Source organism: Bacillus sp. FSL L8-0099, from assembly GCF_038006385.1.
Classification (GTDB): Bacteria; Bacillota; Bacilli; order Bacillales; family Bacillaceae_G; genus Bacillus_A; species Bacillus_A toyonensis.
In genome coordinates this window covers 3,280,935-3,305,208 of record NZ_JBBOVC010000001.1, presented here as the reverse complement: position 1 = coordinate 3,305,208, position 24,274 = coordinate 3,280,935, and the positions used below count along the sequence as shown (strand labels likewise).

General features: G+C 35.0%; 24 protein-coding genes, 3 pseudogenes and 1 riboswitch. Of the genes and pseudogenes, 15 read left to right on the top strand and 12 right to left on the bottom strand.

Annotated elements, in window-relative coordinates; all coding sequences use genetic code 11:
* Nucleotides 1-82 precede the first annotated feature (82 nt).
* The 5 genes from gnd (at nt 83) to MHH42_RS16665 (ending at nt 6,308) form a co-directional block, all read left to right on the top strand.
* A complete protein-coding gene (gnd, locus tag MHH42_RS16685; RefSeq protein ID WP_070173534.1) occupies nt 83-976 on the top strand; it encodes a phosphogluconate dehydrogenase (NAD(+)-dependent, decarboxylating) in 894 nt (297 codons plus the stop codon).
* A gap of 109 nt (nt 977-1,085) precedes the next feature.
* Nucleotides 1,086-1,754, top strand: a complete 669-nt coding sequence (fsa, locus tag MHH42_RS16680; protein ID WP_000667688.1) for a fructose-6-phosphate aldolase — start codon at nt 1,086-1,088, stop codon at nt 1,752-1,754.
* Nucleotides 1,755-2,143: 389 nt separating this feature from the next.
* The gene (gntP, locus tag MHH42_RS16675) at nt 2,144-3,469 is read left to right on the top strand and encodes a gluconate permease GntP (RefSeq protein WP_070173533.1); all 1,326 of its coding nucleotides are present in this window, start codon (nt 2,144-2,146) and stop codon (nt 3,467-3,469) included.
* A gap of 109 nt (nt 3,470-3,578) precedes the next feature.
* Nucleotides 3,579-5,120: a gluconokinase gene (gntK, locus tag MHH42_RS16670; RefSeq protein WP_070173532.1), complete on the top strand. Its 1,542-nt coding sequence runs from the start codon at nt 3,579-3,581 to the stop codon at nt 5,118-5,120.
* A 120-nt stretch (nt 5,121-5,240) separates the two neighbouring features.
* The gene (locus MHH42_RS16665; protein WP_000782233.1) at nt 5,241-6,308 is read left to right on the top strand and encodes a lactonase family protein; all 1,068 of its coding nucleotides are present in this window, start codon (nt 5,241-5,243) and stop codon (nt 6,306-6,308) included.
* Between the two features lie 85 nt (nt 6,309-6,393).
* Here the strand turns inward: MHH42_RS16665 and MHH42_RS16660 are convergent, their stop codons facing one another.
* Nucleotides 6,394-6,570: a DUF1272 domain-containing protein gene (locus MHH42_RS16660; protein WP_001162784.1), complete on the bottom strand. Its 177-nt coding sequence runs from the start codon at nt 6,568-6,570 to the stop codon at nt 6,394-6,396.
* Nucleotides 6,571-6,765: 195 nt separating this feature from the next.
* Between MHH42_RS16660 and MHH42_RS16655 the strand changes: the two genes are divergently transcribed.
* A complete protein-coding gene (locus MHH42_RS16655) occupies nt 6,766-7,587 on the top strand; it encodes a pentapeptide repeat-containing protein (RefSeq protein WP_000181437.1) in 822 nt (273 codons plus the stop codon).
* Between the two features lie 20 nt (nt 7,588-7,607).
* Nucleotides 7,608-8,144, top strand: coding sequence for a hypothetical protein (locus tag MHH42_RS16650; protein ID WP_000350925.1), 537 nt, complete (start codon nt 7,608-7,610; stop codon nt 8,142-8,144).
* 18 nt (nt 8,145-8,162) lie between these two features.
* Here the strand turns inward: MHH42_RS16650 and MHH42_RS16645 are convergent, their stop codons facing one another.
* Entirely contained in the window at nt 8,163-9,047 is an 885-nt protein-coding gene (locus MHH42_RS16645) for a DMT family transporter (RefSeq protein ID WP_070173531.1), read from the bottom strand.
* Nucleotides 9,048-9,395: 348 nt separating this feature from the next.
* Between MHH42_RS16645 and MHH42_RS16640 the strand changes: the two genes are divergently transcribed.
* Nucleotides 9,396-10,184 (top strand): glycosyltransferase family 2 protein, encoded by a 789-nt coding sequence (locus MHH42_RS16640; RefSeq protein WP_070173530.1) that lies wholly within the window; start codon nt 9,396-9,398, stop codon nt 10,182-10,184.
* On the opposite strand, the gene MHH42_RS16635 is transcribed toward MHH42_RS16640, so the two are convergent.
* The 5 genes from MHH42_RS16635 to MHH42_RS16615 all read right to left on the bottom strand — a co-directional run bounded on the left by MHH42_RS16635 (nt 10,153) and on the right by MHH42_RS16615 (nt 14,962).
* Entirely contained in the window at nt 10,153-11,076 is a 924-nt protein-coding gene (locus tag MHH42_RS16635) for an NAD-dependent epimerase/dehydratase family protein (RefSeq protein ID WP_070173529.1), read from the bottom strand. The two genes, MHH42_RS16640 and MHH42_RS16635, sit on opposite strands and share 32 nt — an antisense overlap.
* Entirely contained in the window at nt 11,073-12,296 is a 1,224-nt protein-coding gene (locus MHH42_RS16630; protein ID WP_097837331.1) for a class I SAM-dependent methyltransferase, read from the bottom strand. Before MHH42_RS16630 ends, MHH42_RS16635 begins: the two co-directional genes overlap by 4 nt.
* 12 nt (nt 12,297-12,308) lie before the next feature.
* Nucleotides 12,309-13,364, bottom strand: a complete 1,056-nt coding sequence (gene rfbG / locus MHH42_RS16625) for a CDP-glucose 4,6-dehydratase (RefSeq protein WP_070173527.1) — start codon at nt 13,362-13,364, stop codon at nt 12,309-12,311.
* 1 nt (nt 13,365) lies between these two features.
* The gene (gene rfbF, locus MHH42_RS16620; RefSeq protein ID WP_070173526.1) at nt 13,366-14,133 is read right to left on the bottom strand and encodes a glucose-1-phosphate cytidylyltransferase; all 768 of its coding nucleotides are present in this window, start codon (nt 14,131-14,133) and stop codon (nt 13,366-13,368) included.
* Between the two features lie 115 nt (nt 14,134-14,248).
* A complete protein-coding gene (locus MHH42_RS16615; RefSeq protein ID WP_000546526.1) occupies nt 14,249-14,962 on the bottom strand; it encodes a hypothetical protein in 714 nt (237 codons plus the stop codon).
* Between the two features lie 343 nt (nt 14,963-15,305).
* Between MHH42_RS16615 and MHH42_RS16610 the strand changes: the two genes are divergently transcribed.
* The 4 genes and pseudogenes from MHH42_RS16610 to MHH42_RS16595 all read left to right on the top strand — a co-directional run bounded on the left by MHH42_RS16610 (nt 15,306) and on the right by MHH42_RS16595 (nt 18,350).
* Nucleotides 15,306-15,686 (top strand): MerR family transcriptional regulator, encoded by a 381-nt coding sequence (locus MHH42_RS16610; protein ID WP_002044232.1) that lies wholly within the window; start codon nt 15,306-15,308, stop codon nt 15,684-15,686.
* 119 nt (nt 15,687-15,805) lie between these two features.
* The gene (locus MHH42_RS16605) at nt 15,806-17,134 is read left to right on the top strand and encodes a hemolysin family protein (protein ID WP_043322100.1); all 1,329 of its coding nucleotides are present in this window, start codon (nt 15,806-15,808) and stop codon (nt 17,132-17,134) included.
* A gap of 52 nt (nt 17,135-17,186) precedes the next feature.
* Nucleotides 17,187-17,600 (top strand): annotated as a pseudogene (locus MHH42_RS16600) (ATP synthase subunit I).
* Between the two features lie 198 nt (nt 17,601-17,798).
* Entirely contained in the window at nt 17,799-18,350 is a 552-nt protein-coding gene (locus MHH42_RS16595; protein WP_000938448.1) for a DUF2179 domain-containing protein, read from the top strand.
* Nucleotides 18,351-18,462: 112 nt separating this feature from the next.
* Here the strand turns inward: MHH42_RS16595 and MHH42_RS16590 are convergent, their stop codons facing one another.
* On the bottom strand, nt 18,463-18,702 hold the full coding sequence (locus tag MHH42_RS16590) for a DUF3923 family protein (RefSeq protein WP_000747671.1): 240 nt from the start codon (nt 18,700-18,702) through the stop codon (nt 18,463-18,465).
* A gap of 76 nt (nt 18,703-18,778) precedes the next feature.
* Entirely contained in the window at nt 18,779-19,159 is a 381-nt protein-coding gene (locus MHH42_RS16585) for a hypothetical protein (protein ID WP_000727885.1), read from the bottom strand.
* 372 nt (nt 19,160-19,531) lie between these two features.
* On the opposite strand from MHH42_RS16585, the pseudogene MHH42_RS16580 reads away from it, so the two are divergent.
* Nucleotides 19,532-20,446, top strand: a pseudogene (locus tag MHH42_RS16580) (tetratricopeptide repeat protein).
* 82 nt (nt 20,447-20,528) lie between these two features.
* On the opposite strand, the gene MHH42_RS16575 reads toward MHH42_RS16580, so the two are convergent.
* Entirely contained in the window at nt 20,529-21,725 is a 1,197-nt protein-coding gene (locus MHH42_RS16575) for an MDR family MFS transporter (protein ID WP_070173524.1), read from the bottom strand.
* 112 nt (nt 21,726-21,837) lie between these two features.
* On the opposite strand from MHH42_RS16575, the gene MHH42_RS16570 reads away from it, so the two are divergent.
* Nucleotides 21,838-22,380, top strand: a complete 543-nt coding sequence (locus MHH42_RS16570; protein ID WP_002093554.1) for a CGNR zinc finger domain-containing protein — start codon at nt 21,838-21,840, stop codon at nt 22,378-22,380.
* A 41-nt stretch (nt 22,381-22,421) separates the two neighbouring features.
* Nucleotides 22,422-23,164 (top strand): annotated as a pseudogene (locus MHH42_RS16565) (class I SAM-dependent methyltransferase).
* A 54-nt stretch (nt 23,165-23,218) separates the two neighbouring features.
* On the opposite strand, the gene MHH42_RS16560 reads toward MHH42_RS16565, so the two are convergent.
* Nucleotides 23,219-23,362, bottom strand: coding sequence for a hypothetical protein (locus tag MHH42_RS16560; RefSeq protein ID WP_000945246.1), 144 nt, complete (start codon nt 23,360-23,362; stop codon nt 23,219-23,221).
* A 99-nt stretch (nt 23,363-23,461) separates the two neighbouring features.
* Nucleotides 23,462-23,604, bottom strand: a riboswitch (cyclic di-AMP (ydaO/yuaA leader).
* A 43-nt stretch (nt 23,605-23,647) separates the two neighbouring features.
* The gene (locus MHH42_RS16555) at nt 23,648-24,103 is read right to left on the bottom strand and encodes a GNAT family N-acetyltransferase (protein ID WP_000601223.1); all 456 of its coding nucleotides are present in this window, start codon (nt 24,101-24,103) and stop codon (nt 23,648-23,650) included.
* Nucleotides 24,104-24,274: the final 171 nt, after the last annotated feature.

Below are 24,274 nucleotides of genomic sequence, written 5' to 3'. Positions count from 1 at the left end.
TCAACTTATCAGTGCTGAAAGGTATTCAAGATCGTAGTGATGTGAATTTTTAATAAAAGATGATTTGAGGAGGAATTATATTATGCAAGTAGGGTTAATTGGTTTAGGTAAAATGGGATTAAATTTAGGGAAAAATTTAATGGATCATAAACATGAAGTAGTAGCATTTGATTTAAATACGAGCGCAGTGGAAGAAATGAAAGAGTACGGGGCTACAGGTGTATCTAGTTTAAGTGATCTTGTTCAGTCATTACAATCACCAAGAATTCTTTGGGTTATGGTGCCACACGCTGTTGTTGATTCTGTTATTGATGAGGTTACGCCATTGCTTTCAAAAGGAGATATTTTAATTGAAGCGGGTAATTCACATTATAAAGAGTCTATTCGCCGATATGAGCAACTAAAGAAAGATGGCATTCACTTTATGGATGCAGGAACTTCTGGCGGAATGGAAGGCGCTCGTAATGGTGCTTGTTACATGATCGGAGGAGATCAAGAAGCTTGGGACATCGTTGAACCTATCTTCCGTGATACAGCTGTAGAAAATGGATTCTTATATGCCGGAAAAGCTGGTAGTGGTCACTTCTTAAAAATGGTTCACAACGGAATTGAATACGGTATGATGGCTGCGATTGGTGAAGGATTTGAGATTCTAGAGAAAAGTGAATTTGACTACGATTATGAAAAAGTATCAAGAGTATGGAATAACGGTTCAGTCATTCGCTCTTGGTTAATGGAATTAACTGAAAATGCATTTTCTAAAGATGCGAAACTAGATGAAATTAAGGGAGTAATGCATTCTTCTGGTGAAGGAAAATGGACAGTAGAAACAGCATTAGACCTTCAAACAGCAACTCCTGTTATCGCAATGTCTCTATTAATGCGCTACCGCTCACTAGACAATGATACATTTACAGGAAAAGTTGTAGCAGCTCTGCGTAATGAATTTGGCGGACATGCAGTAGAAAAGAAATAAAGTGAAACTTTAATAAGTAGGGGCTTTATTCCACACCAATCGGGCTTTTACGGGATAAGCATATTAAACATGTAACTCATCAACGTTTAAAAACTGGAGGGAATTGATCATGAAATTTTTTATTGATACTGCAAATCTTGAGGACATAAAAAAAGCATATAAACTTGGAGTTTTGGCTGGTGTTACAACGAATCCTTCTTTAGTAGCAAAAGAGGGCGTTAAGTTTGAAGACCGTATCGCAGAAATTTGTCAGGCAGTACCTAAAGTTGAGTCTGTTTCGGCAGAAGTAACGCCAGATGCTGTTACAGCTGAAGAAATGATTGCTCAAGCAGAAGAATTAATTAAAATTAACGGTGGCGATAAAAACGTCACGATAAAACTTCCAATGACGCTAGCAGGATTAGAAGCTTGTCGCTATCTTACTGAAAAAGGTGTGAAAACGAACGTTACACTTATCTTCACGGTGAACCAAGCACTTTTAGCTGCTCGAGCAGGTGCAACGTACGTTTCTCCATTTTTAGGACGTTTAGATGATATTTCTGAAGATGGTGTGCTCTTAGTTGCGAAAATTGCTGAGCTATTCGATATTCATCAATTAGATACACAAATTATTGCGGCTTCTGTCAGACACCCAGATCATGTAACTCGTGTAGCGATGGCAGGTGCTCACATTGCAACAATCCCTTATAAAGTAATTGAACAACTTGCTATGCATCCATTAACAGATCAAGGTATTGAAAAGTTCGCTGCAGATTGGGCGAAAGCACCTAAATTATAATATATGAAAGTGAAGGAGGCTTTCCGAAAATTGCTTTTCATGAGAGGACAGATTCCTAGGTAACTTCATCGTTTAACTTGGATCCTGAGTTAGGAGTCTTACTACGTGAAAACAGCAGAGAAGAAAGTGTCATTCACTTTTGAAGAAGGAAAATATGCTCGTATGAAGCATGTATAAAATAACATTATAATTATGAAAGAGAAATCCCCTTATCAGAGAGAGTAGTTAACATGTATCTCTGATAAGGGAGATTCTTTTTGTATAAATTATTATTTTGTGAAGATGATTTGTATATCGATATATAAATTCTTACTCATGAAAGAACTATATAGGTTCTCTTAATTGTATAGCAATTTTGAAAGGGTTTACATAAAGGGGTGTAACTGAGTATGAATATGTACCTTTTAATGATTACATTATTATCAATTGTAATTGTTATTTTAGGAGTATCGTGGTGGAGATGGCATGCGTTTATTAGTTTAACGATTGCAAGTTTGTTTTTAGCAATTATGTCTGGAATGCCAATGGATAAAATAGTGAGTGCTTATGAAACGGGAGTCGGAAGTGTTCTCGGGCATTTAGTAGGTATTTTAGTATTAGGTACGATTTTAGGGAAAATGATGGCAGAGTCAGGTGCTGGAATGCAGGTAGCAGAGTTCTTTATTAAATCCTTTGGAATAAAAAACTTACCATGGGCGATGTTAATTGCAGGTTTTATTATTGGAATTCCGGTGTTTTTTGAAGTAGGCATTTTAATATTATTGCCGTTAGTAATTTCAATTCATAAAACAACGAAACAAAATATTTTATTGATAGCATTACCAGCAATTGCTGGGTTATCTGTCGTACACGGCCTTGTTCCTCCGCATCCAGGGGCAATCGTTGCAATTGGTATTTATAAGGCGAATCTTGGGAAGGTACTTCTTTATTCACTCATTATTACATTTTTTGCAGCAATTATTGCAGGTCCTATATTCGCTAAATGGATTCACAAACGTGTAATTCCTGAAAATGAGCCAGAATTGATTCGTGTAAATACAAAATCAACGAAATTACCAGGAATAGGAGTTTCATTTTTAGTTATATTGTTACCTGTTATGTTAATGGTTTTAGCTGCAGCAGCTCCTTATGTGCCTCTTTCTAATACTTTGATGAAGATTATCACATTAATCGGTAGTCCTATAATTGCGCTATTGATTGCATGTTTTGCAGCTTTCTATTTTCTTGGATTTCGTCAAGGTATCGATAAAAAGGCTATTAAGAAGGTAACAGAAGATAGCTTATTACCAATCGGTTCTATTGTTGCGATTATTGGTGCTGGCGGCGGATTTAAGCAAATTCTTATCGATAGTGGCGTAGGGAATGCTATTGCTCAAATGTCTGAACATTTAGCTCTATCTCCAATTGTATTAGCATTTATAGTAGCTGGATTAATTCGAATTGCGACAGGGTCAGCGACAGTCGCCTTAACAACAGCAGCGGGCATCGTCTCTCCAATCGTTGAAAATACGACAGGTGTAAATTTAGAGTTACTCGTCATTGCAACAGGTGCAGGAGCACTCATGTTTTCACACGTAAACGATGCTGGGTTCTGGATGGTAAAAGAATACCTAGGTTTAACAGTGAAAGAAACATTTAAAACATGGACGGTATTAGAAACGTTACTTTCATTTATCGCTTTTGGAGGCGTTTTACTACTCGATATGTTTGTTTAAAATAAAGATGTTTCTATTTAGATAATTGTGGCATACAACGTTATCAGTAGATAAAAGGAATGTATTTTTATGGTGGGATACTGTCGCAATTTTTTGTTAGGAGGAAGAAATGGTGAGCTCAAAATATATGATTGGTGTAGACATTGGGACAACTAGTACAAAATCAGTTCTATTTTCTACTGATGGATCTGTTATTGCAAGTCATGGAATTGAATATCCTTTATATTCTCCTACGCCTGAAATAGCAGAACAAGACCCAGAAGAAATTTTTCATGCAGTAATAAATACGATTAAAGAAACTGTACGATCAAGTAGTGTACAGCCAAATGATATTCTTTGTGTCTCTTTTAGTTCGGCAATGCATAGTATCATTGCTGTAGATGAGAAGGGAAAACCGTTAACGAGATGTGTCACTTGGGCAGATAATAGAAGTGCAAGCTGGGCAGAGAAAATAAAGAGTGATATGAATGGTCATGAAATTTATTTGCGTACTGGAACACCAATTCATCCGATGTCACCACTTTCGAAATTAGTTTGGTTACAGAATGAGCAGGCAGAATTGTTTGCAAAAAGTTATAAATTCATTTCTATTAAAGAATATGTGTTTTATAAGTTATATAAAGAATATGTAATTGATTATTCTATAGCATCAGCAACAGGAATGTTCAATTTGAAATCTTTAAAATGGGATGAGGAAGCTCTTCGTGTTGCAGGGATTTCAGATGAAAAGCTTTCTAAACTTGTTCCAACGACGCACAGCTTAATAGGATTAGATGAAGAACTTGCAAAAGAGATGAATGTACTTGTTTCTACGCCCTTTGTAGTAGGAGCGAGTGATGGAGTGCTATCGAATTTAGGCGTAAATGCAATAGATCCTGGGGTTGTGGCTGTTACAATTGGTACAAGCGGTGCGATACGTGCTGTAACAAATTTTCCTGTGACAGATCCAAAAGGTAGAATTTTTTGTTATGCCTTAACTGAAGACCATTGGGTAATCGGTGGACCAGTTAATAACGGTGGTATGATTTTTAGGTGGGCTCGTGACCAATTAGGCACTTCAGAGATTGAACTTGCGAAGCGTTTAGGGAAAGATCCATATGAAGTGCTTACTGAAATAGCAGCAAAAGTAAATCCTGGATCTGACGGTTTATTATTTCATCCGTATTTAGCAGGGGAAAGAGCTCCTTTATGGAATGCGAATGCGCGAGGATCTTTTTTTGGACTCGGATTACATCATAAGAAAGAACATCTTATTCGTGCTGTATTAGAAGGAGTAATTTATAACTTATATACCGTTCTTCTCGCTTTAAAAGAGCTAATTGGCGAACCGAAAAAAATTCAAGCAACAGGCGGTTTTGCAAGGTCAGAACTTTGGAGACAGATGATGGCGGATATTTTTCATCAAGACGTATATGTTCCTGAAAGTTTCGAAAGCTCTTGCTTAGGAGCTGCAATCCTCGGTTTATATAGTTTAGGTGAAGTAGATACGTTACATGTAGTTTCTGAAATGGTAGGTGCGAATTTCCACCATGAACCAAACATTGAAAGTGTGGAAAAATATAAAGATTTAACACCAATCTATATTCGTCTGTCCCGTCACTTGGAAGAAGAATATGAAAGTATAGCAGCGTATCAAAAAAAGTGGGTTTAAAAGCTATTTACTAAGAAAATATGGTAACGTATAAAGAGGTACTCCGATTTTTTAGGATACTCTTTCAACATAAAATATTTTAAGAAGTATGATGAACGAAAAATATAGGGAGAGAGGGTTATGAAAATGAAGGATAACAAAGAGTTTATTGGATATGTTGGAACTTATACGAAAGAAAATAGTGAGGGAATATATAAGTTTACTTTAGACACAGAAGCAAAAAAAATTAGTAATGTAACACTTGCGGCTAAGCTGGATAACCCTACATATGTAACGATTAACCGAAATAATGAATATCTCTATTCCGTTGTTAAGGAAGGAGAATCTGGTGGTGTAGCTGCTTATTCAATTGATAGTAAAACTGGAGAGTTAAAGGCAGAAAACAGACAAGTAGTAGAAGGGGCTTCTCCTTGTCATGTGAGCGTTGATAGTGGGAATCATACGGTAGTTACAGCAAATTACCATAAAGGAACGATTGAGTCTTTTGAAATAAATGAAGAAAATGGAACTGTAAATCCTGCTTCATCTATTATGGCGCATGAAGGTTCAGGTCCGAATAAAGAAAGACAAGAAAAACCACATGCACATTATGCGGGATATACTCCTGATGAAAAATATGTAGTGGGCGTTGATTTAGGGATAGATAAAATAATTACGTATGAAATAAAAGGTAGTGCATTAACAGAAGTGAATAGCTTATCTGTAAATCCAGGAAGTGGGCCGAGACATATTACTTTTCATCCGAATGGAAAGTATGCGTATGTGATGACTGAGCTGAGTTCAGAGGTTATCGTATTAACATATAATGCGGAAGAAGGGACCTTTACAGAATTACAGTATATTTCTACTATTCCAGCAGAGTTTGATGAAAATAGTCAAGGAAGTGCGATTCATATTTCTTCTGATGGCAGCTTTGTATATGCAGGTAATCGTGGTCATAATAGTATTGCTGTTTTCAGTGTGGATCAAAATTCAGGTGAGCTTACATTTGTTGAACATACATCTACAGAAGGAAATTGGCCAAGAGACTTTGTATTAGATCCTACTGAAAAGTTCCTTGTTGCTACAAATGAAAAGTCGCATAATCTTGTGTTATTTTCAAGAAATGAATCTACAGGAAAGTTAACTCTTTTACAATCTGATGCTGTTGTGCCAGAGCCTGTTTGTGTTAAATTTTTAAATGTTTAAGTTATGTTCGATATATTTGAAAAATCGCTGATATAATTTTATATATCAAGAAAATAAAAAAAGCAAAGCGATATCGCTTTGCTTTTTACTGTTTCTTTTTCGGTCTACGTACTAACTCGCCGCCGCAGTTTGGACAAACGTTATGTCTTTCTTCTGTACATGGTGCACAAAACGTACATTCATACACGCAAATGTAAGCTTCAGAATCTTGCTCCAGCAATTGATCACAAATTTGACAGTTTGTTTTCATTTCTAGTGCCATAGTAATTCTCCTTTTTGTTTGAAAATTTATAATTTAATTATAATTCATTAGATAGAATTAGTCTTTTTCAATTGAAAGGAAATCGAATGATAAAGTTGTGATTTGAAATGAAAGATGCCAATTTATTTTAAAATTGATTATTTTGTGCAGTTGGAATATTATGAAATAGTCAAAAGACAACAGGGGGTATACATTTTGACTAATCATAACGATCATTTAAAAGCAAACTGCGAAAAATGCTTCGGTCTATGTTGCGTGGCGTTACCGTTCGCAGCATCGGTAGATTTTGCAGTGAATAAAGATGGTGGTAAACCATGTTCCAATTTACAATCAGATTTTAAATGTAGTATACATAAAAATCTTAGAGGAAAAGGTTATAAAGGTTGTACAGTATTTGAATGTTTCGGTGCTGGGCAGAAGATTTCTCAAGTTATCTTTAAAGGGATTGATTGGCGGAAAGATGCTAAGCATGCGAGAAAAATGTATGATGCTTTTCCGGTTATGCATCAGCTCCATGAAATGCTTTGGTATTTGAATGAGGCGATTCTATTAAAGGCGACGCAGCCAATTCATAAAGAACTAAGTAAAGCGATTGAAGAGACAGAGCGACTTTCGAATTTAAATGCGGACGAGTTAATGAAAGTAAATATTCCATTACACCGTGCAGAAGTAAATGTTTTACTTTTAGAAACGAGTGAGCTAGTTTGGAAGGAAATGAATGCGACGCGTAAGAAACGAATCATTCACCGCGGAGCAGATCTTATGGGAGCAAACCTGAAAAAGAAAAATTTACAAGGCGCGAATTTAAGGGGTGCTTATTTAATTGCAGCGAACTTAAATGGTGCAGACTTAAGAGGAGCAGATCTCATCGGAGCAGATTTAAGAGATGCAGATATTCGCGGTGCAGACTTTACAAATAGTATTTTTCTTACGCAAGTTCAAATTAATGCGGCGAAAGGGGATAAACATACGAAATTGCCGGAATTGTTATCCCGTCCCGCGCATTGGAGTGCGTAAAGAGTATGGAGTGAAATAGTTTGGATATTTTTCAGTATTTAGATGAAATGCAAGAGGATATATTTTCGTTAGCAGTAGGGCAAATAGAAGTGAAGTATTATGATATGTGTAGCATGTTAGCATCAGGTATGCACGCCGAGCGAATTAAATTAATTCCATTAGATACATATGAAGAGAGTATGAGAATAGGTGTGAGAGAAGCATTAGAAGTTGTTGAATGTGAAGAAGCGAAGGCAATTTATTTTGAGTACAATCTCGATAATGAATGGGATAGTCAGTTTTACATTTGTGAGGAGTATGTTCCGCTTGAAGAAGAGGATGATGATTGGGCATCTGAATGGACATATAATATAGAGGGACCGAGGTCTGTAGAATTAGCGGATATGTATGCTGAAAATGGTTTTGATACAAACGAAAAAGCAATCGGCATAACTTTATATTTAATTGCAAGAACGGTATGTAGTTTTATGAGTGTATGTAGTGAAGTGAAAAGTAATATACCGATTTGTATTGGTTTTCACGACCAAGATCCAATTATACGAACAGGCAGAGACTAAGAATCTCTGCCTGTTTTTTTATTTCTTTTCAAAAGTAGTAATTAAAACGCTACATATAATAAGAATACCACCAATAAAAAAATTATTATTTAATGTCTCATTTAATAAGAGCCAGCCAAGTAATGATCCGACGATAGGTTGGAAGAAGAAAAATAAGGAACCGATGCTTGCATCCATTAGTTCTAATCCTTTATTCCAAAGGAAAAAGGCACCTGCCGTTGATATGACTCCTAAATATAATACGCCTAGTATTACGTACGTATTTACGGTTCCGATAGAGGCTACTTGTAGTTCCCATATCATAAAAGGTGTAATAAAAAAGAGTGAAAAGAATATGGCGTACGTTGTAATAACTAAAGATGAAAACCGAGCTGAAGCAATTTTTACATAAATGGATAGTAAAGCCCACGTAATAGCGGCTCCCACTAATATGATGGTACCGATAAAATAGGAGCCAATTTCAATATTCCATCCGATTACGATAATGACACCGATTGTCGCTATTATAGTAGATAAAAGTCTACGAGCGGTTAGCTTTTCTTTTAAAATAATTGCTGCAAATATAACCATAAATGCAGGTGTTGCGGATGTTACTAAAGAGCCTGTATGGGCGTCGGATAATTTTGTTCCGATGAATTGACATGTGATTGAAATGAAATATCCGATAAATCCAATCCAAGCGAAGAGTAGCCAATCTTTTTTGCGAATGGTTACTTTTTTCTTTTGTTTTTTCTCTGCTATTTTCAAAATACCATACAAAACAACAAAAGCGATAATAAAGCGTAGCCAAACGAGTGTCAGTGGTGGAATAAAGTCGAGTACGTATTTGCTAACAACATACATACCGCCCCATATACTTGCTGCTAGTGATAAGCATATAGCTCCTAAAATTGTTTGTTTCATTTGAAGTACCTCCGTCTATTTTTAGGGTATTATGAGTTCCCTAAGACGAGGCATAGTGTATTCGTTATATGAATGCCCGTCTTAGTTTATAGACGGCCTACAGGTTGATCGTTTTCGAATGAAGTGTTGTAGTACATGAGTGCATTCCTCCTTCATATTTTATAATGATATTATAACTTAATTTTCAGTTTGTTTGGATGTTTATTGTTGTACGGAGTGGAATCTTTAGAGAATGGAAACGGTGGTTGTCTAAGAAAGCATAGTATATGGTAGAAAAACATATTTTTAAAATAAAAGAAACCAATTACATAACTGGTAAGTATATTAAGAGTAGTATGAAAAAATAGATTGATAGAGAAAGAGGAGGAGATTTACATTACTACAACCGTTATCTCTCATTTTTATAATGAAGAGTATTTATTACCATGGTGGCTTATTCATCATACGAAACTGTTTGATCATGGCATTTTAATTAATAAAGGTTCTACAGATCGTTCAGTCGAAATTTGTAAGAAGTTCGCACCGCATTGGGAAGTACGAGATTCTGTAAATCCAGAGTTTGATGCATTTGCGACAGATCATGAAGTGATGAGGGTAGAACAAGAAGTAAAAGGATGGAAAATGATTTTAAATACGACTGAGTTTCTTTGTGTGCAAGATAAAAATCAGTTTTGGAAATCGCTAAATGAATTGGGAGGGAGGATGTATTGGCTGGAAGGGCTTATTATGGTTGATGATCCTAAATATAATTATCCGGACCTTAACTTTGGAATCCCTTTAATGAAACAGCGATTTCACGGTTATTTACCAGAAGATTGGCCGTTATGGAGAAGAGGTAGATTTATTCATAATCATGAACACGGAAGTTATACGGTTGGAAGACATTTATCAGCGCATGAATCTATGATCTATCCGCCTCTTGCTTGTATATTATGGTTTGGGTTTAGTCCGTGGAACGATGCGATGAGAAAGAGAAAGTTACAAATTGGTCCGACGCTTTCTGAAGCTAGTAAGCATGGAGGAATGGGTACGCACCATATTATTACGCCGGAAAAATTAGAAGAATGGTATAAGGATTTAGCGAGAGGAGCGCAAGATTTACGTTTTAGTGCTGCATATCGGTATGTTTTTGTATAAATGATTCCCACCATAAAATTGTTTCTTCAATTCCTGTATTTAAATCGTATGTTGGTTTCCAGTTTACTTCAGTTGTTAAACGTTCCACATTCACGCCGACGAATAAAGGTTCATCTTTAGGAAAAGGGATAGCGCCTAGTTTAATTAAATTTTCTTTTCCTATTTTTTTAGCAATGATAGAAGCTAATTCTTTAATTTGTACAGAGTGACCAGAAGCGATATTGATTGTGCCTGTAACGTTGCAGTTTAATAATGTGACAAGAGCGTTAGCGACGTCACCCACATGGAGGAAATCTCTTGATTGTTTTCCATGTGTACATAGAGCTTCCTCGTTTTTTAATAAAGAAGTGATAATGTTAGAAATGAGTCGATTGCCGTGCTCATGAGGGCCATACATATGAAAAATTCGTCCCCAACATACGCTGAGGCTGGTTTGTTGTGCATACGAATGTAACCAGGAGTGTAGTGCATTTTTACATAATGAATACGGGTTTTTATAGGAAAGAAGCGGAGAATCTTCAAATAGAATACCGTTAAACCACTCGTACTCTGCGCCAGTACCTGCTACAACGACACGTTTTCCACCGCATGCTGTAAAGTGTTGAATTAATGAGATACTGGACTTTAGCCAATAGAAATTATTAATGGATACGTAGCATGCAGGAGGAACCGCTTCCCAAGCTAAATGAATGAGGTCGCTAGGCTTAATGTCTGAAATAAATTGTTTTACTTCGTCATCACAAAGCAAGTTTACTTTATGCCAATGGCAGGAAAGGTGAGACGGTTTATTTCTATTATATGTGGCGTGAACTTCATACCCTTTTTGTATAAGGGAATGTACAACATATTTACCTATCCATCCACTACCACCTGTTACAAGGATCTTCTTCATAGTTCAATCACCTCAACTTCTGGAACAGTTACTAAAAATTTGCCACCCCATTCACGAATGAAAGAGCATTCCTTCATAATTTCGTCTTTCAAATTCCAAGGAAGTATGAGAATGTAATCTGGTTTTGTACGTTTAATTTCTTCTGGAGACTTTATTGGAATACGAGTTCCTGGTAAAAGGAGATTTTGTTTGTGAGGATTTTTATCTACTGTATACGCTAGAAATTCTTTACCTATCCCGCAATAATTCAAAAGGGTGTTTCCTTTAGCTGGAGCGCCGTAGCCGATAATTTGCTTGTTTAAAGCTTTCGCTTCAATAAAAAACTTTAAAATATTTATTTTCAATTGTTCCACTCGTTTAGAAAAAAGGAGATAGCAATCTAATGTATCTAGCCCGTGATCTACTTCTTTTTGGATTAAATTTGTAACATTGGAATGGATAGTTGATTGGGCGCTTAGATGTTTTATGAAAATACGCAATGAACCACCGTGAGTTGAAAGTTCTTCTACATCAACAATTTGTAAATGATGATGTGCTAAAATTTTTTGAAGGCTTATAAGTGAGAAGTAGGAGAAGTGCTCATGATAGATAGTATCGAACTGCTTAAAAGATATAAGGTTTAATAGGTGGGGGAATTCAATTGTTATCGTACCATCTCGTTTTAATAATGTTTTTAGGCCAGCGACAAAATCATGCAAGTTCGGAACGTGTGCTAGTACGTTATTTGCGACGATTAAATCAGCTTGTGGTAATTTTTTTGCTAAGTCGTTACTGAAAAAGTTCACATTTGTAGGAATTCCTTTTTGAATTGCGATTGCTGCTACATTTTTTGCTGGCTCAATTCCTAACGTATTGATGTTTTCTTTAAGAAAGTATTGCAATAAATACCCATCGTTACTTGCGATTTCAATTACCTGCGAATTTTTCGTTAAATGGAATCGCTCAATTGCCATTTCTACGTATTGTTTGGCATGCTGTAGCCAACTTGAGGAATAAGAACTGAAGTATAAATAATCATGGAAAATATTATTAGGCGATTCAAATTCATCTAATTGCACAAGTAAACAAGAATTACAAACAAATGTGTGCAGCGGATAAAAAGGTTCCATTTTATATGAGTTTTTTGGGGCTATAAATGAGTTGGCGAGAGGGGAGACGCCTAAATCTAAAAACGTATTTGTTAGTAATGAGTGGCAAAAACGGCATTTTTTCTGTTCCATTTTATAGCCCCCTTATAAATTTTTGAATGCTTCGATTTGTTGTCGTGTGAACGATTCTATATTTTCACCGGATGCATGTTTTTCGTACCATTCAACGGTCCAAGCGATAGCAGTTTCTGTTGATAGCTTAGGAGTCCAGCCTAGTTTATTTACTGCTTTTGTACTATCGAGTGTTAAAATAGGTGATTCATAAGGAGTATTTATAGTGGGAGAAAGTATTGTTAATGGTTTATTCCATAATTTTATTACAGATTGAATGACATCATGGACGGTTCTGTTAGCCTCGTTAATTGGTCCGAAATTCCATGCTTCTGCATACTCTTTATGCTTCCAAAGTTTCTCAGCTAAAAGGATATATCCATGTAAAGGATCCAAAACGTGTTGCCACGGTCGGATAGCATTTTTGTTTCGAATACTTAAAGGATGGTCTTGTAAATATGCACGAATGATATCTGGGAATAAGCGATTTTCTGCCCAATCACCACCACCGATGACATTGCCTGCCCTTACTGAGGCGAGTGAAAGGGTGTTCGTGTGAAAAAAAGATTTTTGATACGATGTTGCAACTAATTCAGCACAAGCTTTACTAGCACTGTATGGATCATAGCCCCCTAAACGGTCGGATTCTACAAATGCTCGATTACCGCTCCCATCATTCTCATAACATTTATCGCTTGTCACATTAATAATGAGACGTACGCTTTCGACGTACTTTGCTACTTCTAGTACGTGAACAGTACCTAAAACATTCGTTTTAAATGTTTCAATAGGATCTTTGTATGAAGTGGTGACGATTGGTTGAGCTGCTAAATGAAATATAATGTCGGGTTTATGTTGCCCAATGGCATGTAATAAAGAATCGTAATCTGTAATATCTCCTTTCATTGTTGTGCACTCTTTCGCTACGTTACATTGTTCAAAAAGGTTAGGGATGGATGGAGGATGAGAAGAATAGCCGATTACTTCTGCGCCTAAAGAAGTTAAAAAAAGGGTGAGCCATGAGCCTTTAAAGCCAGTATGTCCTGTAATAAATACTTTTTTCTTATTCCAAAAAGATGATGAAGTCATATTACCAGACCTTCCATGGAGCGTTATTATTTTCCCATAACTCGACTAATTTATTCTTATCACGTAATGTATCCATTGGATGCCAAAAACCAGTATGTTGAAATGCTGCCAGTTCATTTTTGTTGACTAACTGAACTAAAGTTTCGGTTTCAAAAACAGACTTATCTCCACTAATGTAATTGAAAATATCATGATTTAAAACAAAAAACCCACCGTTAACCCATCCACCATCACCTAGTGGTTTCTCTTGAAAAGATGTTACAGACTGTTTATCTAATATGAGAGAACCAAATCTACCAGGAGGTTGTACGGCAGTAACAGTAGCCATTTTTCCGTGTTTTTTATGAAATGCAATCAGTTCTTTTATATTTACATTACTTAATCCATCGCCATAAGTGAGGCAGAAAGGTTCGTCTCCGACATAGTTTTGAATCTTTTTCACTCGTCCACCCGTTTCGGTATTAAGACCAGTATCGATTAATGTAACTTTCCATGGTTCTACACGATGAGAGTGGCTAGTAATTGTGTTATCGCTTAAATGTATTGTGAAATCGGACATGTGTAAGTTGTAATTTAGAAAGAACTCTTTAATTGCATATCCTTTATAGCCTAAGCAAATAATAAACTCAGTAATCCCGTAATGACTATACAAACTCATAATGTGCCATAGAATAGGTTTCGTTCCAATTTCAATTATAGGTTTTGGTTTTAAATGTGTTTCTTCCCCAATTCTTGTACCGTACCCACCAGCAAGAATAACAGCTTTCATTTTTTCCTCCTAAAATAAAAATTTATTATATATACAGTATTCATATTTTATGCAAATGAGATTGTTTTTGATTAAACGGATGAAATTGTGTGAGGTGATGGCAAGGCAGAAAACATTAAGGTTTGAACTTTGGAAATAATTCTTGATATTCAGGATTATTACGGAGGTCTTGTGTTACGTTACTAAGTTCTAAAAAACGGGTTTCCAATTCTTCAGGAGATTGACCGTAATGTGTTTGAAGTCCCATTTGAATACCCATTTTTGAAAGGGTAGGTGTAATTTGTAATTTTCTTGCCTTGGACTGTTCATTCCAAGGGCTAAAATAAAATTTTAAAATAAATGAAGGGTAGTCATAAACTATATTCCCGTGCCGTGAATAATGTCTACCAGGTAAATATGCACCATCTAGATGATTATGAATAAATCTCCAAGCACACCCGAGTTTTGGGTTATAAGGGAAGACACCGTGGTATCGTTGTTCTACTAATGGGATAGAATATCTTGGCTTTGAATAATTGTAAATATGACTATCTATCATTAAAATCATTCTAATCGCATACATATTTTGTCCTAGTGTATGAAGAGATGAGAAAAACTCTTCTTTATTATTACAACAAAAGAACTCTGTAGTATTTAAAACGATTTTCCAACCTGAAACTTCTCTTTCAATTTCCATCACTTCAATATCAGTATTAGTTGGATCAAACTCAAGAAATCTGGAGTCTCGCACTTCCCAGTGGGGTGCGAGTAGTTTACAAATCTCTACGGAACGATCAGTAGAACCTCTATTAATTAAAATGCCGTGATCGAATATTTTTGTGTGATGCATAAGCCACCATGGGAGTAAATACTCTTCGTTATAAAAATGAGAAATGATAGTCCTTTTTATGTCAATCTCCTCCTATACAGGCAATCATTATTAGTAGGATATGCTTTTAAATAAGAAAGGTTAAAAGGTGTGGGCTATATAGTGATTAGGTAATAGTTTAGTAATTTTATTGTATAGCCGTAAATTACGGGTGTAATAGTAGGTGGATCTTGTAAGGTTGTATAAATTGTCAACAACAAACCGTCACGTTTGACTGTACAGTTTATGTGTTGTATGATTGTAGTAATATAAACAAGGGGGGAAGATCGTTGGGAAGGTGTATCGAATCGGACAGTTGGCTCTCATGGCTCACGTGTCGAAACGAACGATTGATTATTATACGAATCTAGGTATCTTGAAAGCGGAGCGATCTCAATCTAATTATCGCTATTACGACGAAACAGCATTTGAGACATTACAATTTATTGAGAAGTGCAAAGAAATGCATATGCCGCTTTGTGAGATTAAAGAGAAAATCGAGGAGAAGAAGAAGCTGCTCGGTATCAATGAACACGTTTCGAAACAAGTGAATGAAGTGACAGACCATATTCATCGATTAGAAGCAGAGTTAACAGAGTTAAAGCCGCTTTTAGATGGATTGACTGATTCACAACGTGAAAAAATATCGAAATCTTTATCATGTCAAACGACAGCTTTAATACAGACACTTGCTCTATTATTATAGAATAAGTGAAATCCGACCTCTTTAATTTTTGTATCGGGCTATGTTTTCTAACGAACAAATAAGAAAACATTATAGTATACAGGAGGTGGACACCTTAGTTTTTTAACTAAGGGGATTCATTGGAAATATTTAATTTAGTCATGGTTGCGATTTTAATCGCATTTACTGGATTTTTCGTAGCAGCAGAGTTTGCGATTGTAAAAGTACGTTCAAGTCGTATTGATCAGCTTGTTGCGGAAGGGAAACGCGGTGCTTTAGCAGCGAAAAAGGTAACAACAAATTTAGATGAATATTTATCTGCTTGTCAATTAGGTATTACAGTTACAGCTATGGGATTAGGTTGGTTAGGTGAACCGACAATCGAAAAGTTATTACACCCGTTATTTGAGAAATGGAACATAAACCCTTCTATCTCATCAGTATTAACTTTTGGTCTTGCTTTTATGCTAATGACATATTTACACGTTGTAGTTGGAGAATTAGCTCCGAAAACGATGGCAATTCAAAAGGCTGAAAAAGTAACGTTGTTATTGGCGGCGCCGTTAATGATGTTCTATAAAATCATGTATCCATTTATTTGGGTATTGAACGGCTCAGCTCGTGTTGTAACTGGCTTATTCGGTTTAAAACCAGCTTCAGAACATGAAGTAGCTCATACAGAAGAAGAATTACGCCTTATCCTTTCAGAGAGTTACGAAAGTGGCGAAATTAATCAAGCTGAATACAAGTATGTAAATAACATTTTTGAATTTGATAATCGTATTGCAAAAGAGATTATGGTACCGCGAACAGAAATCGTTGGTTTCTACCTTGAAGATTCAGTAGAACAACACATGAAAGTAATCCAAAATGAGCGATATACACGTTATCCGATTTTTGGAGAAGATAAAGATGATATTATCGGTATGGTCAATGTAAAAGATTTCTTTATTCGATATATGACCGAGGATCAAAAAGATTTATCATCAATTCGCTCGTATATGCGTCCGATTATTGAAGTGATGGAAACGACTCCAATTCACGATTTATTACTGCAAATGCAGAAAAAGCGAATTCCGATGGCTGTTTTATATGATGAGTACGGAGGAACAGCAGGAATTGTAACGCTTGAAGACATTTTGGAGGAAATCGTCGGCGAAATTCGTGACGAATATGATGAAGATGAAGCACCACCAATTCAACATGTGAACGAGTACCATAAAATTGTTGATGGAAAAGTGCTTATCTCAGAAGTAAAAGATCTGTTTGGATTACACATTGAAGAAGAAGATGTGGATACAATCGGTGGATGGATTATGATGCAAAATCATGAAATTGAAGAAGGACAACATGTTGAAGCAGAAGGTTATGAATTTAAAGTGTTAGAAAAAGACGCTTATCAAATTAAACGTGTTGAAATTCGCAAAATGGATTATGAACAAGAAGAAGAGAAAGCAGCAACTGTGTAAGTTGCTGCTTTTCTTCTAAAGTATAAAAAATGAGGAATTAGGAGCGGATATTTTGATTCAAGTAGCCTTACGTGTATATCGATTACAATTGTATGCGATCTTTAGTGGTTTACTACTTATGTGGACGATTACTCCGTTTGGAAAACAAGTGACAGGGTTCGGTATTGGATGAGCTGTAAGTGCATACTGTCTTTGGTTATTAGCTCGTAGAGTGGAGAAACTAGGAAGAAGTATCGTACTGAAAGAAAAGGCCCCTGGATTAGGGGTTTTAAACCGGTTTGCAGCTGCAATTTTAGGGGCTATCATTATGTATGAAATTGAGCATGAAATGGAAATGTGGGCATTTGGTACAGGTATTTTAGGTGGTCACTTTTTAATGATTGCGAATTTAGCTTATGCAAATATACAGTTAGTAAAGGAAGAAGAGAAGCGAAGAGAAAAGGCTTCTAAAAACATAGAGCTATAATAAAAGGGGCCTAATGGGGTTCCTTTTTTATTTAAGCGAGTGAATGACAGGAATCAAATTAACGACAAATATAATACGCTTCTTTTTTCGGTTTTTCAATAGTACGAAAAATAATTTGAAAAAATTTAAAAACCCATCGATTTCTAAAGCTTATGTATGTTATCATGACAAAAGACTTTTTGAAAGAGGTGGATACCAATGTTACAAGCGTTACTTATTTTTGTGCTTCAAATTATATATGTTCCAGTATTAACAATCCGAACGATTTTGCTTGTAAAGAATCAAACAAGATCCGCTGCTGGTGTAGGATTGTTAGAAGGAGCTATTTACATTGTCAGTTTAGGGATTGTGTTTCAAGATTTATCAAATTGGATGAACATCGTTGCCTATGTCATCGGCTTTAGTGCGGGACTATTATTAGGCGGTTATATAGAGAATAAATTAGCAATTGGATATATTACGTATCAAGTTAGTTTACTAGACCGTTGTAATGAATTAGTAGATGAATTACGTCACTGTGGATTTGGCGTTACAGTATTTGAAGGTGAAGGAATTAATTCTATACGTTATCGCTTAGATATCGTTGCAAAGCGCTCTAGAGAGAAAGAACTTTTAGAAATTATTAATGAAATTGCACCGAAAGCGTTTATGTCTTCTTATGAAATCCGTTCGTTTAAAGGCGGATATTTAACGAAGGCGATGAAGAAGAGAGCGTTGTTGAAGAAGAAGAAAGACGATCATGCATCGTAAAAAGGGAATAGTGCCGCTTTAAAAGCACGGCATAATCACATATGTAAAAGAGAGGAATCGAATTAGATTCCTCTCTTTTTTATAAAAAGTATGTATCTGTTAATTTAAAAAACTAAATCGTATAATTGTTTTTTCTACTAACCCTCAAATTAATGATTAGCCATATAACTTGAATAAATATCGGTATGATAAACGCGATTAATAAAACAATAAGTGATATTGATTTAATTTCGGATGTTTGAGTAACACCAGCACCATCGACATCTCGTAGCCAAATAATAGCTGCCCACAATCCAAAAAGGATAATCCAAAATATGTTACCAATCCACCAAGAAATCCATCGTTTTTTCATGTTAGCACCCCTTACATTTACCCTCTGTTAAAAGTATATTTTCGTACGTTACATTTATAATGAAATAACTCTAAAATTAATTTTTTTTAACTGTATATCTAACTTGCTTAAAAGTTATCATCTCTCCATCTTTATTATCATCCTTAGTCTGCAAAAGTTGAACTTTTGGCTTGTAGTCTGTCCTATGAGCATCATTGATACCTGTAATATCAAGTTTGTAGGATTCACTATTCTTTATTTTTTGTTCCAATACTTTTTTATTAGCGACATAAATAAAAGTTACTTTATTTTCATCAATACCTTCCGTCTTAATTTCTAATTCATTATCTTTTGTTGTAATCGTTGGTGTTAATAATTCCATACTTCCGTTTCCGGTTTCTAAAGAATTTTCTGCTATAGTTGAACATCCTGATAATATGATTCCGATGAATAGAAGAACAATTAATTTCTTTTTCATAACATCCCCCAATTTCAAGTGATTTTTGATTTTGGCATTGCTAGAATGCTAGTGTGGAGCGTAAATGTTTAGCTAGTACTTATTTTAATTGTACCATAATATGTAAAATGTAACAGGGTGTATATCCAGTTTAAGAGAGATTGAAAAGTTTACTTATTGTTGTAAATCAGTATTTTTACAGTAGATATATATTTTCTTTCGAAAGCGGTGTTGTTAAAATCATTACGAATTGGATATCCAAATATATGATGAAATGTAGATAGGAGAAAGAACTTAATACGAAGTGAACTTATTTTTTATGGAAATTAAAATTGTTACATTTTAAAATAATAATATGGAATAGATGAATTCATTCACTTCGGAGGTAGTTACTTGAACATTAACGAGAAGGCAATTGAAATGTTTGAACAAAATGAATATGAGAAAGCAATGGAACTATTTCAACGAGCGGTACATGAATCTAGAGGTGTACAATCTCTCAATAATCTTGCTTGGATGTACTTTTATGAGGAAGAGAATGATGATAAAGCTCTTGAATTAATAAAAGAAGTTGTTAAGTTGAATCCTTCCTCATACTTTCCTTATAACATCTTAGGGGAAATTTACATAAAATAAAAAAAGTGGGAAGAAGCGAAAGAAGTATTACAAAAGTCTATTTTGATTCAACCATCCAATGAAGCATATCACAATGTAGCTGTAGCTCATTATAACCTTGGAGAGCTGGAAAAAGCTTCGGAATTTTTCTTGCGAGTTGCAGGGGATTCGGACATTATAATGTATAACTATGTAAAATGTTTAATTGATTTAGGGCGAACGACAGAAGCGAAAGAGAAGTTAGATGCTTTTAACAGGGAATCTGATAATTTTGTAGGGGAAATTAATGTAGCAGATTTATATGTTGAGTTGAATTGCTATAAAGAAGCAATTGAATGGTTCGAAAAGGGATACAAAGAATATTGGAAAAGCCCAAATTGGATGGGTAGATTTGTTTATGCTCTATATAAAGCTAATAATTTCACGCGTATAAATGAAGTTATACGGGAATCTATCGAAGCGAAAACAGCAGAAATAGAAGATGTTCAGAATGAAGAAGTAGAAGAAAACTGGACAGAAAACGATAAGAAAGAGTTAATTGAGGAATATACAGAAGAGAATAATTGTTATAAAACAATGATAGAACGTATCAAATCTGGATACGTTCCAGGATTAGAATTTGAAACTGATTATATAGGGGGTTGCTATTTATTTGGTTGTAAAAGACATAATCATCTTGAATATGAAGAATAAAAAGATTCGACTGTCAAACATGACGGTCGAATTTTTTTATTATAGGTCGCTTGTCTAAAGGTACCATCTCGACTGAAATTTGTTAAAGATGTTTCGTATCATTACATAGGTATATATCCTCCTTAGGTAATCCTTTTTTTATATTTAAAATATGTAGTGAAATAAAACCAATAAGTCCTATTCCGCCGAAAATAAGCCATGGTGTATACATTCCGTTTAAGTTGGATGTAAAAGATGTACCGGTATAATTACCGATGATAAAACCAAATGCGAGTGATAGTTGATAGAATCCGAAGTAAGTAGCTGTATATGATTCGTTACTGTAATTTGCAATAGCGATATCAGCGTTAGGTAATACGAGTGTTTCACCAATTGTAAATAAAATTACACAAATAAATAACCAATAGGGGTGCTGGAATAAAGGGATGAGTAAAAAGGAAATGCCCATTAATAAAATACCGTATTTAATAATCGACAGCGTGTTGTATTTGTGAAATAGTTTTCGAAATAACACCATAAATATAACGCCTGTTATTGCATTTATCGTAATAATGAGTGTAGCAAGCTGGTTGCTATTACTAATGTTTTTCATATGAAGTGGAAGTGCGACAGTAAGCTGAGTAAACATAATATAGAAAAAAATCATGATAAATGAAAACAGAAGAAAAGGCTTGTTTTGTAAGATAGCCTGTATTCCTAATGTAATAGATGTGTTTTCAGTAGTGACTTGGAAGTGATTTTTAAGTAAGTAAAAGATAAAAGCGAATAACAGCATAAGTGATCCTGTTAGAAAGAAAGCATAGATGGGATCGAGTAAGAGTAAGAATCCTCCTGCAATTGGTCCAATTATTGCACCGCAATTAAAACTCAGGTTTAAATATGTAAATAAATTTTTTCTCATATGAGCTGGTTGTGAGCCGAATATGGCGCGAGCAGCAGGTTCGTAAAATGCGGTTCCGAAGCCAATAAGTGCAGAAGAAATAGAAATTGTATAGAAATCAGAGCATATTCCTAAAGCGATAAATCCGATTCCTCTTAAAAATAATCCGGCTATCATCATGATGATACAGCCTATTTTGTCAGCAATTAACCCTGAGAATAATGGGATAACTCGTGATGTGATGGTCATAACCGTCAATACTGTTCCTACTTGGACAGCAGAAAAATGAAGAAAGGTTAATAGATAAATAGCTAAAAATGCGTATACTGCAAAATACCCAAAAGACATAAAGAATGAAGAAATAAGCATGAAACGTATCGGTATTGAGAAACTTTTCATAAAACTCCTCCTAATATTGTAACCGGTAAAATAATTTAATGGTTAACTATTTTATATTATAATTATACATAAAGTCAGAAAAAAGTAAATTTTAAGAAGAAGGTGAATGGAATTGAATCAGAACGCACCACATGAATTAGAATATATTCGAGAATTTTTAAATACATGGAGAATACCAAATGATACGAGAGAAGCAATTGATTTGCTGCAAACAGAAGATAATATAAAGCAATTTATGAATAAATATTTTCATGAAGAGTTTCCGTTTCATACGATAGAGGAATTAAGAGGTTTTCGAGAAGATATTCGGATGACAATTGAAGGCGAAGGATCATTGCAAAAATGGTTAGAAAAATACCCATTTCATGTACATATAAAGGAAGATATGAAAGGTATTACATATGAACCAGTATATGAAGAGAATGTGTATACAAAAGTATTAAACATTGTGTTAATGTCAATTCAAGAAAATGTGTGGGGAAGGTTAAAAGCATGTCCGGATTGTCGCTGGGTATTTTATGATCATTCGCGAAATGGAAGTAAAAGATGGTGCGGTATGTATGCTGGAGAAGAAGGAGGAAGAGCATGCGGTACGATTGCGAAAGTGAAAAACTACCGGGCGAAGAGAAAAGGGCGATCTGGTTATGATATGTAATTAATATTAGAGAAAGCAAAATGGATGGGGGAATGTAGAATATGAAAGGTACGCAAATGTTAGCTTTAAATAAAAAGTGTTGGGATACAGTTGCACCTTATTTCTTTCAAGTGGATTGTTTACCGAAATATGGACCGTATACGGCGTCTGAAGATGAGATTCAATTAAAGATAAAAAGGTACTTAATATTGGATGTGGAAGTGGGCATTCGTTGTAATATATGGCGGAACAAGGGGCAGAGGAATTATGGGGGCTTGATCTTTCGAGTGCACAAATTGAAATAGCGAATAAGACGTTAAAGGATTGGAATCCAAAGTTAATATGCGGAGCAATGGAAGAGGAAGGAGATATTCCGAAAGGGTATTTTGATATTGTATATTCCATTTATGCATTAGGTTGGACTTCGGATTTAAGAAAAACGTTGGAACTGATTTATTCATATGTAAAGCCAAGAGGAAGTTTTATTTTTAGTTGGGAGCACCCAGTATATTCAAACTTACAGTATGGTACAGAAGAAGTTGCTATAAAGTCTTCTTATCATGAGGAAACGCCTATTACGTTTGAAACATTTAAAGGAGAAAATGTACAAGCGACATTATATAAGAGAAAAATAAGTACATACATAAATGAGTTAAATAGAGTGAGATTTAAAATTGAGAGAATAGAAGAGCCTGAACCATCGAGCTCGTTTGATGAAGAACTAGCTGAGCCGTCTACGAAATATTATTCTTTATATAAAGCTAGAATGGTGCCGACTACTTTTATTGTGAAGGCAAGAAAATGAAAAATACAGCGCACGCTTTTTTAGTGTGCGCTGTATTTTGTTAAAGGTCAGTACTTATCTTTTTGGTTGAAAAATATGTTGGAAAAAGTATTTGTGATGTAAGTTATCTACAACTTTATTTGCTTGATATGTGCGGTGTTGTTCGAGTCGAAGTCTTTGCTCCATCATTTTTATTGCGTGATCAGATAAACGTAACATAATACATCTCTCCTTTTCTATAAATATAGGTCTCTAAAATGATATCGATTCCAGATTTTATAGTTAAGGAGGTATACTGTGTAACATAGGCAAAAAGCACCTTCCTCTCCCATTACGCTTACGAGGTTAGCTGTCGGACTCGGGAAGTGAGAGTATCCCTACTTAAAAAAGATTCGCCCCAAGTAGCATTGCTACAAAAATGGTTCCCCCGCTCCAAAATTTGGACTCAGCAAAAGGTATTATAAAGTAAAAGATAACATAAATAAACTAATGAGTCAAACTATTTTATGTTTTCTGTCTCTTTAGTTGTGTAAGAATCATACGATCGGTAATTGTTATATCGGTTACTTCAATGAAGCCGTGTTTTTTATATAATGCAATAGCAGGGGTATTCGCTTTACCTGTTTGTACAATATATGCCATGGAAGAAGGGAACATGTTAAATATATAACTTAAGAGTTTCGTTGCAATTCCTTTTTGAAAAAAATCAGGCGATACAACTAGTCGGTGAATATCAATTAGCTGTTCTTCTTGCATAAAAGAAATAAAGCCGACAAGTTTATTTTCAGAAAAATATCCATAGAATGTTTCACCGCAATTTTGAATATCGTTTACAGTATCATATAAACGGGGGATTGCAGTACTGTTTAAATAATCTGCTTCAACTTTATAAGATGGAATTTGAACTTGTAAAATGGATGATGCAACTTCAAAAGAAGTGGCATTTAACTTAAGAATCATAGATAGTGAAGCCTCCTTTGAATATGGTATATTAATATAATTGATTTTTGGGTAAGTTTGACAATGATTTTCTTTTTTGCATATAATATATGTATCTCCTTACATATATTACTCTTTCGTTTGTTTCTATAGTAGAATATGGTTAGTGTAAATGAATTTGTAATCTTATAT